18 protein-coding genes and 1 riboswitch are annotated in these 13,907 nt (G+C 46.1%); of the genes, 10 read left to right on the forward strand and 8 right to left on the reverse strand.

Annotation, left to right across the window (positions count from 1 at the left end):
- The first annotated feature begins 20 nt into the window (after window positions 1-20).
- From NST38_RS00450 to NST38_RS00465, 4 genes are all read left to right on the forward strand, one after another.
- The gene (locus NST38_RS00450) at window positions 21-359 is read left to right on the forward strand and encodes a hypothetical protein (RefSeq protein WP_076254819.1); all 339 of its coding nucleotides are present in this window, start codon (window positions 21-23) and stop codon (window positions 357-359) included.
- Window positions 360-388: 29 nt separating this feature from the next.
- Window positions 389-565, forward strand: coding sequence for a hypothetical protein (locus NST38_RS00455; RefSeq protein ID WP_179087979.1), 177 nt, complete (start codon window positions 389-391; stop codon window positions 563-565).
- A gap of 21 nt (window positions 566-586) precedes the next feature.
- Entirely contained in the window at window positions 587-739 is a 153-nt protein-coding gene (locus NST38_RS00460; protein WP_036607296.1) for a small acid-soluble spore protein P, read from the forward strand.
- Window positions 740-974: 235 nt separating this feature from the next.
- Window positions 975-2,069 (forward strand): hypothetical protein, encoded by a 1,095-nt coding sequence (locus NST38_RS00465; RefSeq protein ID WP_047841148.1) that lies wholly within the window; start codon window positions 975-977, stop codon window positions 2,067-2,069.
- A gap of 261 nt (window positions 2,070-2,330) precedes the next feature.
- Here the strand turns inward: NST38_RS00465 and NST38_RS00470 are convergent, their stop codons facing one another.
- Window positions 2,331-2,900 carry a GNAT family N-acetyltransferase gene (locus tag NST38_RS00470; RefSeq protein ID WP_076254821.1) on the reverse strand — a complete coding sequence of 190 codons (570 nt, stop codon included), beginning with the start codon at window positions 2,898-2,900 and terminating at the stop codon, window positions 2,331-2,333.
- A gap of 43 nt (window positions 2,901-2,943) precedes the next feature.
- Window positions 2,944-3,450: a tRNA adenosine(34) deaminase TadA gene (gene tadA / locus NST38_RS00475; RefSeq protein ID WP_076254823.1), complete on the reverse strand. Its 507-nt coding sequence runs from the start codon at window positions 3,448-3,450 to the stop codon at window positions 2,944-2,946.
- 331 nt (window positions 3,451-3,781) lie between these two features.
- Here tadA and NST38_RS00480 point away from each other — a divergent pair, with 331 nt between their 5' ends.
- Window positions 3,782-6,121: an ATP-binding protein gene (locus tag NST38_RS00480; protein ID WP_047841153.1), complete on the forward strand. Its 2,340-nt coding sequence runs from the start codon at window positions 3,782-3,784 to the stop codon at window positions 6,119-6,121.
- A gap of 18 nt (window positions 6,122-6,139) precedes the next feature.
- Entirely contained in the window at window positions 6,140-6,841 is a 702-nt protein-coding gene (rluF, locus tag NST38_RS00485) for a 23S rRNA pseudouridine(2604) synthase RluF (protein WP_036607293.1), read from the forward strand.
- Window positions 6,842-7,058: 217 nt separating this feature from the next.
- Here the strand turns inward: rluF and motB are convergent, their stop codons facing one another.
- The gene (gene motB, locus NST38_RS00490; protein ID WP_036607292.1) at window positions 7,059-7,877 is read right to left on the reverse strand and encodes a flagellar motor protein MotB; all 819 of its coding nucleotides are present in this window, start codon (window positions 7,875-7,877) and stop codon (window positions 7,059-7,061) included.
- A complete protein-coding gene (motA, locus tag NST38_RS00495) occupies window positions 7,864-8,664 on the reverse strand; it encodes a flagellar motor stator protein MotA (protein ID WP_036607291.1) in 801 nt (266 codons plus the stop codon). Before motA ends, motB begins: the two co-directional genes overlap by 14 nt.
- Window positions 8,665-8,897: 233 nt before the next feature.
- Here motA and NST38_RS00500 point away from each other — a divergent pair, with 233 nt between their 5' ends.
- The 4 genes from NST38_RS00500 (at window position 8,898) to rbsK (ending at window position 10,766) form a co-directional block, all read left to right on the forward strand.
- A complete protein-coding gene (locus NST38_RS00500; RefSeq protein WP_074092938.1) occupies window positions 8,898-9,191 on the forward strand; it encodes a hypothetical protein in 294 nt (97 codons plus the stop codon).
- A 64-nt stretch (window positions 9,192-9,255) separates the two neighbouring features.
- Window positions 9,256-9,411 carry a hypothetical protein gene (locus NST38_RS00505; protein ID WP_167483873.1) on the forward strand — a complete coding sequence of 52 codons (156 nt, stop codon included), beginning with the start codon at window positions 9,256-9,258 and terminating at the stop codon, window positions 9,409-9,411.
- A 30-nt stretch (window positions 9,412-9,441) separates the two neighbouring features.
- Window positions 9,442-9,738, forward strand: a complete 297-nt coding sequence (locus tag NST38_RS00510) for a 4a-hydroxytetrahydrobiopterin dehydratase (RefSeq protein ID WP_017691315.1) — start codon at window positions 9,442-9,444, stop codon at window positions 9,736-9,738.
- 44 nt (window positions 9,739-9,782) lie between these two features.
- Window positions 9,783-10,766 (forward strand): ribokinase, encoded by a 984-nt coding sequence (gene rbsK / locus NST38_RS00515; protein WP_076254827.1) that lies wholly within the window; start codon window positions 9,783-9,785, stop codon window positions 10,764-10,766.
- A 74-nt stretch (window positions 10,767-10,840) separates the two neighbouring features.
- On the opposite strand, the gene NST38_RS00520 is transcribed toward rbsK, so the two are convergent.
- From NST38_RS00520 to NST38_RS00535, 4 genes are all read right to left on the reverse strand, one after another.
- Window positions 10,841-11,197 carry a c-type cytochrome gene (locus NST38_RS00520; protein WP_036607288.1) on the reverse strand — a complete coding sequence of 119 codons (357 nt, stop codon included), beginning with the start codon at window positions 11,195-11,197 and terminating at the stop codon, window positions 10,841-10,843.
- 150 nt (window positions 11,198-11,347) lie between these two features.
- A complete protein-coding gene (locus NST38_RS00525; RefSeq protein WP_076254830.1) occupies window positions 11,348-11,842 on the reverse strand; it encodes a GNAT family N-acetyltransferase in 495 nt (164 codons plus the stop codon).
- 356 nt (window positions 11,843-12,198) lie between these two features.
- Window positions 12,199-12,669, reverse strand: a complete 471-nt coding sequence (locus NST38_RS00530; protein WP_036607285.1) for a C40 family peptidase — start codon at window positions 12,667-12,669, stop codon at window positions 12,199-12,201.
- A gap of 3 nt (window positions 12,670-12,672) precedes the next feature.
- Window positions 12,673-12,810, reverse strand: a riboswitch (cyclic di-AMP (ydaO/yuaA leader).
- Between the two features lie 245 nt (window positions 12,811-13,055).
- Complete coding sequence (locus NST38_RS00535) at window positions 13,056-13,907, reverse strand: hypothetical protein (RefSeq protein ID WP_036607309.1); 852 nt, start codon at window positions 13,905-13,907, stop codon at window positions 13,056-13,058.

Consider the following 13,907-nt stretch of genomic DNA (forward strand, 5'->3'; position numbering starts at 1 on the left):
ATAGGAGTGGAGGTGGTAAGATGAACCGCGAGTTAAACATCGATCAGACAGAGCTTGTAGGGGCCTGGCAAGAACGTTTGCCTCAAGTCCTGAATGTTGGAGACCAGGCTCAGGTAATGGCCGATGAAGCCGATCAGCAGGCGATTCGGATACACATTGCTACAGCAGGGCACGAGATGTACTCTTTTGATTTCAAATGTGCATATGTCGATTCCCGTGAAGTCAGCGTACAGCTGATTGATGTGGAACGGGATGGACAAACGACGGATGAGCGTACAGAACCGATTCAGGAACTGGCTCACGATTATACACGGCACATTCATGAATGCGCCCAGTCGTTACAATCCCAGACGAGATAATAGCCTGAAATCTGAAGGAGTGAACTCAATTGACTAAAGCCAAAGCGGGAGTAGACAAAAACCTGCAAAATGTAGTCGATGATCTGGAGCAACCTACCGTAAACAGTCATCATGCCCAGCAAATTCAGCAAGATATTAATGATCGCCGTCATCAGGATGCACTGAATCATGACAAAACGGAAGATAGGGACCCATCCCATTCCTAACAATGATGAGGGGGCAATAATATGAGCAAACCAAAAACAATTCCCGTACCGGAAGCGCAAGCATCCGAACAGCATCGTCATTCATCCAAACGCTCTTCCATGCAGGAACCATTATCCGGTTCCAAAAAAGTAAAAAATCAAAATCATGTGGATCATTTGAATCCTCAAGGTTAATAGAAGAAACAGATTCACGCAAAAGTCCCTTGTTACCTAACAAGGGGCTTTTGCGTATTCATACATATATAAAGACAGGCACATGGTTATTCCCAAAGCTGACATAGGTCTTTGTAGCCATTTTAAAGAGGAAAGATCACATTTTTCCCAAATTAGGTTTCGGTATCTGGTAATATGGTATATCATTGATATTGAATTACTTTTTTTTGGGGTTATCACGAGAGGAGAGAAACAAATGACTAAACGTATGGGGGCGCTTCTTCTCACGTTGCTGTTGACCGTATCTATGGCATTGACAGCATGTAGCAGCAAGCAGGAACCAAAAGAGGCATTGAAGACGGCTGCGGCCAATGCTTCCAAATTGACTTCGTATGAAATGAGTTCTAATTTCACTATTAATGAATTGAGCTATAAACCTGGGGATGCTTCACAAACTGATCCTACCATGACTCAGTTTATGAGCATGCTGAAGGATGCTCAGTTGAATGTAACAGGTGTATACCAAAGTGAGCCAATGCAGACAGAGATGACTCTTGGCATCGAGCTTAAAGGCGACATGGGTATGACCTTTAACATCCCAATGGTGATGACGGCAGAGAAACTCTATGTGAAAGTGCCGAATATTCCGTTCTTCCCGATTCCGGAGAATGTTGTAGGCAAGTTCTTGGAACTTGACCTGAAAGAACTGGCTGAGCAAGAGGGTACAGAATGGAACCCTGATGCTATGGACGCAGCCAAAACGCAAAAGCTGAGCAACGAAGTCATGGACGCAGTGCTGAGCGAGTACGATCAAGCTAAATTCTTCAAAAATCTAGACACCAAAGATGCAAAACTTCCTGAAGGTGTAGATGCGAAGCAAGTTGTACAATTCTCGGTGAATAATGACAATGTTAAAGAAGCAGTTACTGTACTGGTAACAAAAGCTATGCCTAAAGTATTGGATATTCTGTCCAAAGAGGAATATCGTGAAATGCTGCAAATGGATCAGGCTGATATCGACAAAGCTAAAGAAGATCTGAAGATCACTGAGGCAGATCAGGCTGAAATGGCTAAAGACTTGGATAAATTGAAAGATGTTCTGACAATCAACCAATTCAACATCGATTTCGCATTGGACAAAAACGACTTCCCTGTATATCAAAAGATGGTCGCTGATGTGCTGATCAAGCCAGAAGGTACAAAAGACGAAGTGAAATTGGCATTTACCGGTTCCAATACGTACACTAAGATTAACGAAAAAGCAGCATTCAAAATCAACATCCCTACTGGCGATGACGTAATTACTATGCAAGAGTTCGAAGAACTGATGAACGCTTCATACGGATACTAATCTCGCTGAGTTCAAACCGTCTGTGATTCAAGTGAAGGATAATATCCTTCCGCTTGGGTACAGGCGGTTTTTTTAGTTAGACAGAGTAAGAGGGGATATACGCAAAATAATTGATCTTTGAAGTTGAATCGTGGCTGGTGATCTATATAAATAAAACCGCACTCTCTCCTACATAACTAGAGTAGTGCGGTTTTGTACATTAACTTTGTATATTGTTGAATTGGGAATACAGACAGCTTTATTGGGAAGCTTCTAAATCAATTAATTCGTAAGTTCGTCCAAGTCTTCAGCAAGTACAGCATAGATCTGATGATCCTGATATTTGCCGTTGATCTTGAGGTATTTGCGTGCAGTACCTTCAAACTGGAATCCGTTCTTCTCCAGTACGCGCTGTGAACCTTTGTTGGAGGGCAATACTGCAGCCTGAATCCGATTTAACTTCAGCGCACGGAAGCCATAAGCTACGGCCAGTTTAACCGCTGCTGTCATTCGTCCGCCACCCTGATAATCTGGATGGATAAAGTAACCCATATCCGCATAATTGGCAACGCCCAATACGACATTGTTGATACTTACTTGTCCAATTAGCAGGCTGTCTTTAATAGTATAGATTCCAAATTGATATCCTGTACCATCTTCTGCTGCCTTGACCCGATCCTCAATCCGCCGAGTCTGAGCATCCAGTGTATAGAATTCATCGTCTCGCACGGGTTCTACAGACTGGTAGGGGACGCGTGTGATCTGAACCAGGTCCAGATAGGACTGTGTATCTTGGGGGGTGAGCAACCGAAGGCTTATGCCATTGGCTGTATCATAGAGTGTTAGTGCCATTACAGCACACTTCCTTTCTAATTGGGATGTTTGTAGTCGGTGACTACTTTAACTTTTGGCGCAGACTTCTGAAAAATTGAGTTAGCATCGTGGAGCATTCAGGTTGAAGAATATCCGCAATAACCTCGGTGCGATGGTTAAAACGCGGCTCCTGTAGCAGATTCATCAGTGTACCTGCACAGCCTGCCTTGGGATCAGCCGTACCATAGATAACGCGGGGAACTCTGGATTGTACAATTGCACCTGCACACATTGGACAAGGTTCCAGTGTGACGTACAGAGAACAATCCAACAAACGCCAAGCTCCGATGGTCTCGCTGGCCTGACGAATAGCCACCATCTCTGCATGGGCGGTGGAATCCAGTGTAGTTTCACGCAGATTGTATCCCCGACCAATAATTTGGTTATTTTGTACGATTACAGCTCCAATCGGCACTTCCCCGAGAGCTTCAGCCTTGTAGGCCTCGGCAATGGCCTCTCGCATCCAGTGCTCATGTTGAGCCTCTTCAGATAAATTCCCAAGATCGGGCTGGGGAGAATGGTCATTCATTACTATATAACTCCTTCCAAAATCGTTTATTCAGCGAACAAATATTCGGGTTGTTAACATGTTGTGTATAGAATTGTGGATAACCTTGTAGTTGCTCACATAGTTATGAACAAACTATCCACAAGCCTGTGGGTATGTGGATAAATATAGTGATTAATTTCATTGTAGAGTTCGAAAATGCAAAAACAACGAATTTCGAGCTTTTCAGTCATTCGGTAACTTTTGGACACAGGTCAATTATCCTTTTCAAAAAGACATACAAGCGTTATGATGGAGATAGGTTTTGCCATATATCGCCAGAGGGTACAAGCCGAGAGGTGAACAAAAAAACTTGTCTATTAAAACGAAATTATCCATGATTATGTCGTGCTCAGTGCTCGTTATTTTAGTGTTGAATATCGCACTGAGTTATTATACTACAGAAGAGAATCTGAGGCAGGACAGTGAAACCAAGATGGTGCTCACTGCAAAGCAGATTGCAATTGCTGTCGAACAGAATCAATACAGTTCGGATTATGTAAAACGGCAGATTGGAAACAATCTGTGGCTTGCTGCTGTCATGGCAGCGGAAGAATTGGACCCGGATATTAATAATATCACAAATGAAGAACTTGTACGCTTGAGCCAAAAGGTCGGCGTCTCACATATTTCGTTAATGGAGCAGACGGATGATGACATCGTTGTTAACCGCTCCTCAGATCCGAGAGAAATCGGGCTGTCCACCAAATCCATGACTTATTGGTATCAGGCCTTTAAGCAATTATTCGAAAAACAACAGGTGACGATTCCCCAAGGACAGAAGTTGGAGCATTTCTGGTCAGATGGATTCGAATATTCGACATCCAGTCCTTCGGATATTGATATCTGGGGTTACTACCATGATGGAAAGAGAAACTACATAATCAATCCCTTCTATAATAATACGGAAGTTGATGACTATGTGAAAATCTCTAGTCCGGATGAGATTTTAAATAAAATTCGTGAGGTCAATCCCTCCATTCTGGAGATTACAGGCATCAATCCGTTGACTTTTGGTAGCCCGAACATGGGTGATGACGGAAGAGATTCGAACTTTAGCAAGTTGAATAACAGACCGATTCGTTTTGGTACATACCAGTATGGTTCTACGGATGAGGATCATCGTGCTGTGGTGCGCGCCATTCGAACAGGGCAAAATGTATCTTTTGTCAGTGAAACGCACGAACAGAAGGTACTGAAGAGTTTTATTCCCATTTTCACACCCAATCAGTCTTCCTATGTGATCAGTATTGTCATGGACTATAAGCAAATATCCTCCATGGTATCTGAGCAGTTGGTGAGCCATGCCTCCATATCGTTGGTTTTGCTGGAGATTGTGATCTTTGGCAGCTATTTGCTCGCAGGGTATATTACACGTCCGATCCAATCCATACTGGGCAAAGTGAATGATGTAGCGGACGGGCACTTTGATTTCCGTCTGAAAGTAAAGAGGAAAGATGAACTTGGCCAGCTGGCCAATCGTATTAATGCCATGATTCGTAATCTGGGCCATTATACGAGCCGTCTGAAACAGATGTATGAAGAGAATCGGGCGGTGAAAGAACATCTGGAGTCCATTATCAATCAGACAGCGGATGCCATTCACATTACGGATCTTGAAGGAAAAGTGCTTCGGGTTAACCGCGCATTTGAACAATTATATGGCTTTCGAAGTCGTGAGGTGGAAGGTCGTAATCTGAAGATCATCCCGCCAGAGGCAGAAGAAGAAATGAAACGTCAGCATGCCCAACTCGTTGAGGGGATGTCCATTACGTCCAACGAAACCACTTGGATGAAGAAAGACGGGACCCGAGTAGAGGTCAGTGTCAGTACGGCTCCGGTACGAGACGAGGCTGGAGAGATTACCGCGTTGATTAGCGTCTCCAGGGACATTACAAGCCGTAATCGGATGGAAGAGCTGCTGAGACGTTCTGAGAAGCTAACAACTGTAGGCCAGCTTGCAGCAGGTGTGGCACATGAGATTCGTAATCCACTGACCACGCTGCGAGGGTTCCTGCAGTTACAGCAAGAGAGCAACAAGCTGAATCATCGTCATCTGGATCTGATGTTATCGGAGCTGGATCGCATCAACCTTATTGTTGGTGAATTTCTGATTCTGGCGAAACCACAGGCGGTTCATTTTCAGAATCGGGACATTCGTTTTATTCTTGGCGATGTCATCTCGTTATTGGATAGTCAGGCGCATCTGCATGGTGTAGAATTTGTACTGCGTGCCTCATCCGATTCGGCTATGGTACACTGTGAAGAGAACCAATTGAAGCAGGTATTCATCAATTTGCTGAAAAATGGTATGGAGGCCATGCCAAATGGAGGAAACATCCATATCAAGCTCAAGCATGACGAGCAGTCGAAACGCGTCAGAATTGAGATCAGGGATGAAGGCATTGGTATCCCGGAAGAGATGATGCCCAAGCTTGGGGAGCCTTTCTTTACGAATAAAGAGTCTGGAACAGGGCTTGGCCTGATGGTCAGTCAGCGCATTATTCAATCACATAAGGGCATGATGGATATTAAAAGCGTCATGAACAAGGGAACAACGGTTATTATTGAACTGCCTGCTTCCGAGCAACAACCGGAAGTTATTGAGGTAGATCAGGTAACAGATGACACACTTACAGATGAAGAGAAATAGATGAGGTGAGATTACCTTTTGCGTATTAATAAATTTATTAGTGAAACAGGTTATTGCTCCCGGCGTGAAGCCGACAAGTTGGTGGATAGTGGTCAGGTAACCATTAATGGAGTTAAGGCTGAACTGGGCAGTCAGGCAGAAGAAGGCGACGATGTAAGAATTAATGGCAAACCGATCAAGGAAAAGAGAAAACATGTATATATCGCGCTGAATAAACCGATTGGAATCACAAGTACAACTGAGCAGCATATTCAGGGGAATATCGTTGATTTTGTCGGGCACGATGAACGTATCTTTCCAATTGGGCGCCTGGATAAGGACTCGGAAGGTTTGATCCTGATGACCAATGATGGTGATATCGTTAACCGGATTCTTAGATCAGAAGGGCGCCATGAGAAAGAATATATCGTTACTGTTGATCGATCTGTAACCCCGAGTTTCCTTAGAGGTATGAGCACTGGGGTGAAGATCCTGGGTGAAATGACCCTGCCTTGTACAGTGACCCGGATGACGGATCGAGTATTCCGTATCATCCTGACTGAAGGAAAGAATCGTCAGATTCGGCGGATGTGTAGTGCCTTTGGTTACGAGGTTCGTAAGTTGAAGCGTATTCGGATCATGAACATCCATCTTGGAGAAATGGCGACAGGTTCATGGAGAGAGCTTACCCCTGCTGAAAAAGCGGAGCTGGGCGGTCTGTTGGACTATTCACTGGAATAGTTGGTTCGAGTTCGACTAATTTAACCGATTAAAGCTCTGCTTTCCGAAAAGGAGCGCAGGGCTTTTTTTCGGAAAGCAGAGTTAATGAAGACTAGTCAATAATACCGAATAGTAAGGAAATATGTAGATGAACCAGGCATAAGCCTTATATAAACCCAAAAGACCGTTCTCCTTGTACCTGGAGAACGGTCTTTGGTTAATGAATCGCTGCAGGCCTCTAGTTTCCTCCGCCAACGGCTTTTACATTTGTATTGTTACTTTGATACTTCCGAATGATAGATACCTCTACACGGCGATTCTGTGCCCGTCCCGTATTGGTGTCATTGCTGGCAATTGGGTGATACTCTCCATAACCACTTGGTGTGAATTTGGAAGGGTCCAATTGCGAGTTCAGCAACAGGATTTTCAGGAAGTTGAGCGCACGATCTGCGCTTAGATCCCAGTTATCCTTATATTGGTTGTTCGAAATGGGAATATTATCGGTATGACCGGATACAACCACTTCATATTCAGGGAACTCCTGCAGCATGCTTGAGATTGCTTTCGCCAGGGATCGTGATTCAGGCTTCACATCTGCTCGGCCTGAGGAGAACAGGGCGTTATCACTGATGGTGATCTTCAATTCAGACTGATTCAGCTTGGTGTTCAGCTGGTCTGAAAGTCCGTTCTTCGAGATATATTTGTCGAGTCGCTCTTTTAGTTTCTCCAGGTCTTCTTGTTCTTTCTTAGCCATCTGTGCATCTGTAATCTGAGCTGGTGTTTTCTTGGTGATTTCTGTAGGTTCCTGTTTGTTCTTACCCAAATCAGCACCTGGCGTATCCGGATTCATGGACGAATGGTCCAGAATTCCGGAACCTCCATTTAATGCACTGTTTAGTGCGGAAGCCATCTGCTCAAACTTAGCTGCATCGATTGAACTCATACCGAACAATACAATAAACAGAGCGAGCAACAAGGTCATCAAGTCGGAATAGGGAAGCAACCAGCTCTCGTCTATATGCTCTTCATGTGGTTCGTGCTTCTTAGCCTTTTTCACCTGGTGATCCCTCCTTCTCTTCCAGTTGTTTACGTTCGGAAGGTGTCAGGAATACGGATAACTTTTGGTTGATGGCGATGGTGGAGACACCGGATTGTATGGATAACAGTCCTTCAACCATCATCAGCTTGATCTCCATTTCTTGCTTGGACATCCGTTTCAGCTTGTTAGACATCGGGTGCCATAACACGTAACCACTAAATATACCAAGGAGTGTTGCGATAAATGCTGCCGCAATCGCATGGGAGAGTTTCTCCATGTCACTGAGATCGGCAAGTGCTGCGATGAGACCTACAACGGCCCCGAGAACCCCGAGCGTTGGTGCGTACATCCCCGCCTGAGCGAAGATCAAGGCACTGCCACGGTGGCGCTCCTCTGTAGCATGAATATCTTCCATAAGCACATCACTTACAAATTCCTGATCGTTGCCGTCTATAATCATACGCATACCGCCACGAAGGAACTGATCGTCAATCTCTTCTACTTTTGATTCCAGTGCAAGCAAACCTTCACGACGGGTAGTGGAAGCCCAATCCATAAATGTGCCGATCAGGGATACGCGATCAATTAGTACTTGATTTTTGAAAACAATCCCGAAAAGCTTAGGGATTTTTTTAACTTCAGACATCGGAAATGCGATAAAGATGGTTCCTGCTGTACCAACAAAGATAATAATGTAGGCTGCGGGATTGTTAACCAGGTTGATTAAGGGCGCACCCTTCAAGAACATACCAAATACAAGGGAGACCAGCCCCAAAATTAGTCCAATAATCGTTGAAATGTTCATCATACACCTCATCCATGAGATAAAATTGAATCCTTTCAAGCGGCTGTGTTCGGGCTTCCGGACGAATTTTTGGCCGCAATCCGTTCAATGTTAGGCATTCCTTACGGTTGCTAAAACAGTTAAAACGGTCATATATGTATTTATCGACCAGAAGGCCTTTTTTTTTAAGGGCTATTTTCAGGTATAATAAGATCAAATCCGCTCCTTAGGGGCCGAATAGGAGTGAAAAGCCAATGGGCGTAAAGCATGGACGGGATTATGAAGGAATTTTGACAGATCTGACAACGGCAATCGGACGCATACCGGATCGGTATGTTTTCTTTGAAATGGACGCGGAAGAGTGGGAGAGACTGGCTGCATCTGACCAACTTGAAGTGGATGAGGCGTTGGCGGAGGATCTGTTCTATGCGCTGGGCGAGGAGTCCGTTATTCCGGTTGGAAGTGGCGTGGTCATCCATGATAAGGAACAGCACCGCATTCATATTTTGATCGGGGAAGAAGAGTTGACATTTGTACCTTTAATTTAGTGTGTTCACATGCATTTTCAGGGGTATAAATGGAATTGGAATTCCCCTCAAAGCCTTATGGTTATTGGTTCTATGCCATGTAGTTGATTGGATTTTGAAGCTTGTCCGTGGTAAGATGTTAGTCGTGAAATGGGCCAACCGCATGGCGGTGAGCCTGGCCTTTGAGGTTGCTGTTGATAGCGCCGAAGGTGTCGGTGGTTATACGGACTCACGTCTGTAATGTACCATCCTATGGGGAGGAAGATAACGCATGGTTTTTTCGCAAGAGGAAGTCGAAGCTCATCTGGGAAGGCTGGAAGGCTGGGAACTGGAAGAGGGACGGTGGATTGTACGTAAATTCGTGTTCTCCAACTACATGAAAGGGATTGCATTTGTGGATGAGGTCGCTGCGATCTCGGAAGCATTCAATCATCATCCTTTTATTACAATTGATTATACAACGGTTACACTGCGTCTCACATCATGGGATGCGGGTGGTATCACATCTGTAGATATCAAGGAAGCAGGGCAATATAACGAAGCTTATGACAAAATGAGGTCGCAATAACGAGGTCGGTTATTATCGCGCGGCCAGAAGTGAGTGAACCATACATGTCAGACTATAATCAGAAACAACCTCTTATTGCTGTCGTAGGCAGTCTCAATATGGATCTTGTGGTGAAGACAGACACAATTCCGGAAGAGGGAGAGACGGTGAGCGGTGAGGAGCTGCATTATCTCGCTGGTGGCAAAGGGGCCAACCAGGCTGTTGCCGCTGCGCGTCTGGGTGGACAGACGACGATGATTGGCGCGGTGGGATCGGACGGTTTTGGCGAACGTCTGCTGCACAGTCTGACGGAAAGTGGTGCAGATGCCTCGCGGGTTCGAATATTGGAAGAAACGGTAACAGGGACGGCTTCCATCTGGCTCTCTCGGGGAGACAACCGGATTATCGTTATTCCTGGTGCGAATGGGCAAGTGGTGCCTGAGATGCTGGAAGAGGCGGATACGGTTAAAAGCCTGACTGCAGCCGCAGCGGTGCTGCTACAGCTGGAGATCCCGCTGCCAGCGGTTACCCGCGCCGCCCAACTGGCTGCTGAAGGCAGCGCACTGGTGGTGCTCAACCCGGCTCCCGCGGTGCCGGGTCTGCCCCAGGAGCTCCTGCGGTGCGTCGACGTTGTCACGCCGAACCGCAGTGAGCTTGCCGTGCTTACCGGCCGGGATCATCTCCGGCCGGAAGACCTAGATGCGGCGGTCGCAGAGCTCGCCGCATCCCTCGGGGCCGCTGTCGTCACGACGCTCGGCCCCGAGGGGGCTGTCTACGCGGCGGCGCCTGGTGGCCGCGTACAAGCAGGGCGTGCCGGCGCGTGCCGTGCGCCCGGCTACGCCGTAAGCGCCGTCGATACGACCGGCGCTGGCGATTGCTTCAACGGCGCGCTGGCGGTAGCCCTCGCGCGCGGTGAGACTTTGGACGCGGCCGTAGGCTTCGCCATGGGTGCGGCCGCGTTATCCGTGACAAAGCTCGGCGCCCAGTCCGGGATGCCGTCCGCACGTGAAGTTGAGGCCTTTTTGGCTGAGCATGCCGCAGAGGCTTAATAATTGATATAACAAAGAGGCTCTTATTCTCCCAAAAGGGGATTAAGCGCCTCTTTGTTATGCGTGTGCAGAGATTATTTCTTCTCTGACAGCCACATGGCGATATTTGCAATTTCTTCATCCTGCAGCTTGCCCTTGAAGGAAGGCATGCCACCTTTACCTTTGACAATTGTAGAATAGATCTTCTCCAGATCATCCTGGCTACCGATGTTAGCCAGAGCAGGTCCTACGCCACCTTGAAGCTGATCCCCGTGACAGGAGATACAATTGGCTTTGACCAGTGCTTCAGCTTGTCCGGCATCCAATGTTACTTCCGGCATGGTTGGCTTGGCTTCTTCAGCCACTTCTTCTTTCCCTGGAAGCGTAAACATTAAAACAATAGCTAAAGCGCATGCTGCAAAAAATACTCCGCTCATGATCCATTTGTGCATCCCTTATGTCCCCTCCAGAATGAAAGATCATCTAACCTGAAACTATCCATATCATTATAACGGAACCTGTACTGACATCATAGCATTTTGTGGGAATTTTTTGAACTAATCACATAACAAGGGGCAAATTTGGTTGTTTTGCAATGGATTCTAACCGCGAGGCCCTTCATAAACCATACAGTGAAAGGGCTTCAAGCCGCTTGGGGTCTGTCGTTCGTATGTATCCTGGGTGACAAATCCACTCTTCAGATAGACTTGAATGGCACGAGCATTCCAAGTGAGTACTTCCAGATCAATCTCATTCGTGGGATTTCGGCGAATAGCTTCCTGTACAATGGCAGTGACAAAAGCTGTCCCTTGACCCTGACCACACAGCTCTGGATGCATGCCAAGGCCAATCCGGGTTACCCCTTGAAGTGGGAAGTATTGAGCAAACCCACATATACGATCGTTCTGATCCAGGACGATTGCATATTGCTTCTGCCGCAGCTGTGCATCTCCGAATTCCACTTCCAGAGCTTTCATCTGCTCCCAGGGGAGCCAGCTGTAGATATTGTAAGGCGGATCATACTGCCAACTGCAGATAAGCTCCGCATGTTCTTCTCGCATGGGTACAACGTGAAACGTCACAGGGGTTTCCTTCATACACCTGCATGCTCCTTTCCTTGAAACAGAACTCTTTGTCCACTCTACAAAAGTGATGTTCATTTAGCAAGTCTTCCTTCCCAAGAAAAAAAATGAAACAAAAGTTCCGGTAATTTCGTTTATATTATAACGGGATGGGTAAAAACATCATAAGGGCACGGACGAACGAACGCAAAATGAACCTGTTGATGTCGCAGGATATACCCCGAGTATAACTTGCAACATGAATAAGGATTGAAGCACAAAAAAACCGCCGGATACATTCCTGCGGAGAATGTACCGGGCGGTTCTGTTATGCTTCTTGCTTTCGTTCCAGTATGGTTAATGGTTACAGCATCATGTTGCTCAGCTTGTCCCTAGTCAAGGGCCAGTGATTCATATGCGTCCGTGCTCATAATCCGTTTTGCGCCAACATAACGATTGGCCCAATAGTTTTCACTCAATGCACTGATCGTAACGCCTTTGGAAGAAGAGGAGTGTGCGAACTTTCCATCCCCTACAAAGATACCTACATGAGATACGCCTTTACCTGTTGTATTAAAGAACACCAGATCGCCAGCTCTCATTTCCATGCGGGATACGGAATCGCCCATGTCGAATTGGGAACTGGATTGGCGTGCCAAATCAATACCCAACTTGTCGAATACATACCGGGTAAATCCGGAGCAGTCAAAGCCGTTAAGCGTTGTTCCCCCACTTTTGTATGTAGTTCCCATTGCTGAATCAATTACTGTGTCCATCTTTGAATCTGCGAATGCGCTACCTGCACCAAGCGATAAAGCGAATGTGATGCTAAGTACAGCTGCGGTTAATTTCTTCTTGAACAAGAGATATTCCCCTTCCAATGCCTGCGAGGTTAGCTTAAGGATTCGGTTGAAGGTCCCCTATGATCCCTCTGTAGCAAGATCAATTCACCCATAACTGGTTCCCCCGCTTCCCAGGTGCCAGGAATTTGGCTATGCTAGTTATGCACCTGCGAAATCAAGAAATGACGATTTAATTTTAAGTAGTTACAAATATGAATGTAAAGATTACAAAGTTGTTACTAAAAACTCACTGCGATTATTGTAACAGAGGAGTACGGCTTTGGCAACGTTTAGCAACAAATTTAGCAAAAAAAACCTCGACCTTTGACGGGGAAAGGTTGAGGTTTGCCTATTTATAAGTACATATTAGGCCATGAGTTTAACATGTGATGGTAACAATTTTTAAACTATCTGCTCTCGCCTTTGGATATTTTGGACTGCCATAATCGGAAATGGCTGCATATTTTCCACAGACTCAATAGACATCTGGCAAGTGGATACGTCTGTTGTAGTATAAGTCCGGTCAGTCCAGTTAATAACCATGAGGCTGTAGTGAATGCCCCAAAGACGAGCAGGTGTACTCCGCCCAGCAGTAATGCAATGCCGATTACAGCGATGAGATGACGCAGTGCAATCCAGAGTGCTTTGAGGGTACCGTGAGCCCCGCCTTCTCCTTCTGGTGCCGAAACACCGAACTGCATATAGAGTATGACATGGTGGATGATCCAACCATATACAATCCAGGCAGCAACATAAGGTATGCCAGGTAAAAGTAATTGAAGGGAATGAAATCCGTCCATGAGAATCGAGTAGAGCTTCGGTATGAGCCAGTAGGCGGGCAGAAGTATCAATAATGTACGTATGGTGTGGAGCAGCAGCATCGGTTTCCACAGATTTTTGATTCCGCGGACAAAGGGGATGCGCTCTTCTGTAGAATTAAAGTGCTGAAGTGAGTAGAGCAGTCCTGCCTGAATGAGGGGGCTGATCAACATGCGAACCAGCAGCATGCCCCCGAGAATCCATAGATAACGATGAACCTCCGGATGGGTAGACAGGTTAAGTTGACTTTCCATTTTGAACAAAAGTGTACTCAGCTCACCGGCATCAGCATCTGGATAGCGAAGGAGCAGTGGGATGACGGCCGATTGTACCATTCGATAGAAGAAATATCCCCAAATGAGTTGATAAAGAAATAAGAGTGCGGCAATGAACATATGCTGACGGACGAGAAACCAGCCTTCACGTATTTTCGCTTTCAC

The sequence above is a fragment of the Paenibacillus sp. FSL H8-0104 genome (assembly GCF_038050215.1).
Lineage (GTDB): Bacteria > Bacillota > Bacilli > Paenibacillales > Paenibacillaceae > Paenibacillus > Paenibacillus amylolyticus.

Coding starts and splice junctions, on each gene's coding strand:
- NST38_RS00450 (WP_076254819.1), top strand. CDS start 21: ATGAACCGCGAGTTAAACATCGATCAGACAGAGCTTGTAGGGGCCTGG.
- NST38_RS00460 (WP_036607296.1), top strand. CDS start 587: ATGAGCAAACCAAAAACAATTCCCGTACCGGAAGCGCAAGCATCCGAA.
- NST38_RS00465 (WP_047841148.1), top strand. CDS start 975: ATGACTAAACGTATGGGGGCGCTTCTTCTCACGTTGCTGTTGACCGTA.
- NST38_RS00470 (WP_076254821.1), bottom strand. CDS start 2,900: ATGGCACTAACACTCTATGATACAGCCAATGGCATAAGCCTTCGGTTG.
- tadA (WP_076254823.1), bottom strand. CDS start 3,450: ATGAATGACCATTCTCCCCAGCCCGATCTTGGGAATTTATCTGAAGAG.
- motA (WP_036607291.1), bottom strand. CDS start 8,664: ATGAACATTTCAACGATTATTGGACTAATTTTGGGGCTGGTCTCCCTT.
- NST38_RS00500 (WP_074092938.1), top strand. CDS start 8,898: ATGGGCGTAAAGCATGGACGGGATTATGAAGGAATTTTGACAGATCTG.
- NST38_RS00510 (WP_017691315.1), top strand. CDS start 9,442: ATGGTTTTTTCGCAAGAGGAAGTCGAAGCTCATCTGGGAAGGCTGGAA.
- rbsK (WP_076254827.1), top strand. CDS start 9,783: ATGTCAGACTATAATCAGAAACAACCTCTTATTGCTGTCGTAGGCAGT.
- NST38_RS00520 (WP_036607288.1), bottom strand. CDS start 11,197: ATGCACAAATGGATCATGAGCGGAGTATTTTTTGCAGCATGCGCTTTA.
- NST38_RS00525 (WP_076254830.1), bottom strand. CDS start 11,842: ATGAAGGAAACCCCTGTGACGTTTCACGTTGTACCCATGCGAGAAGAA.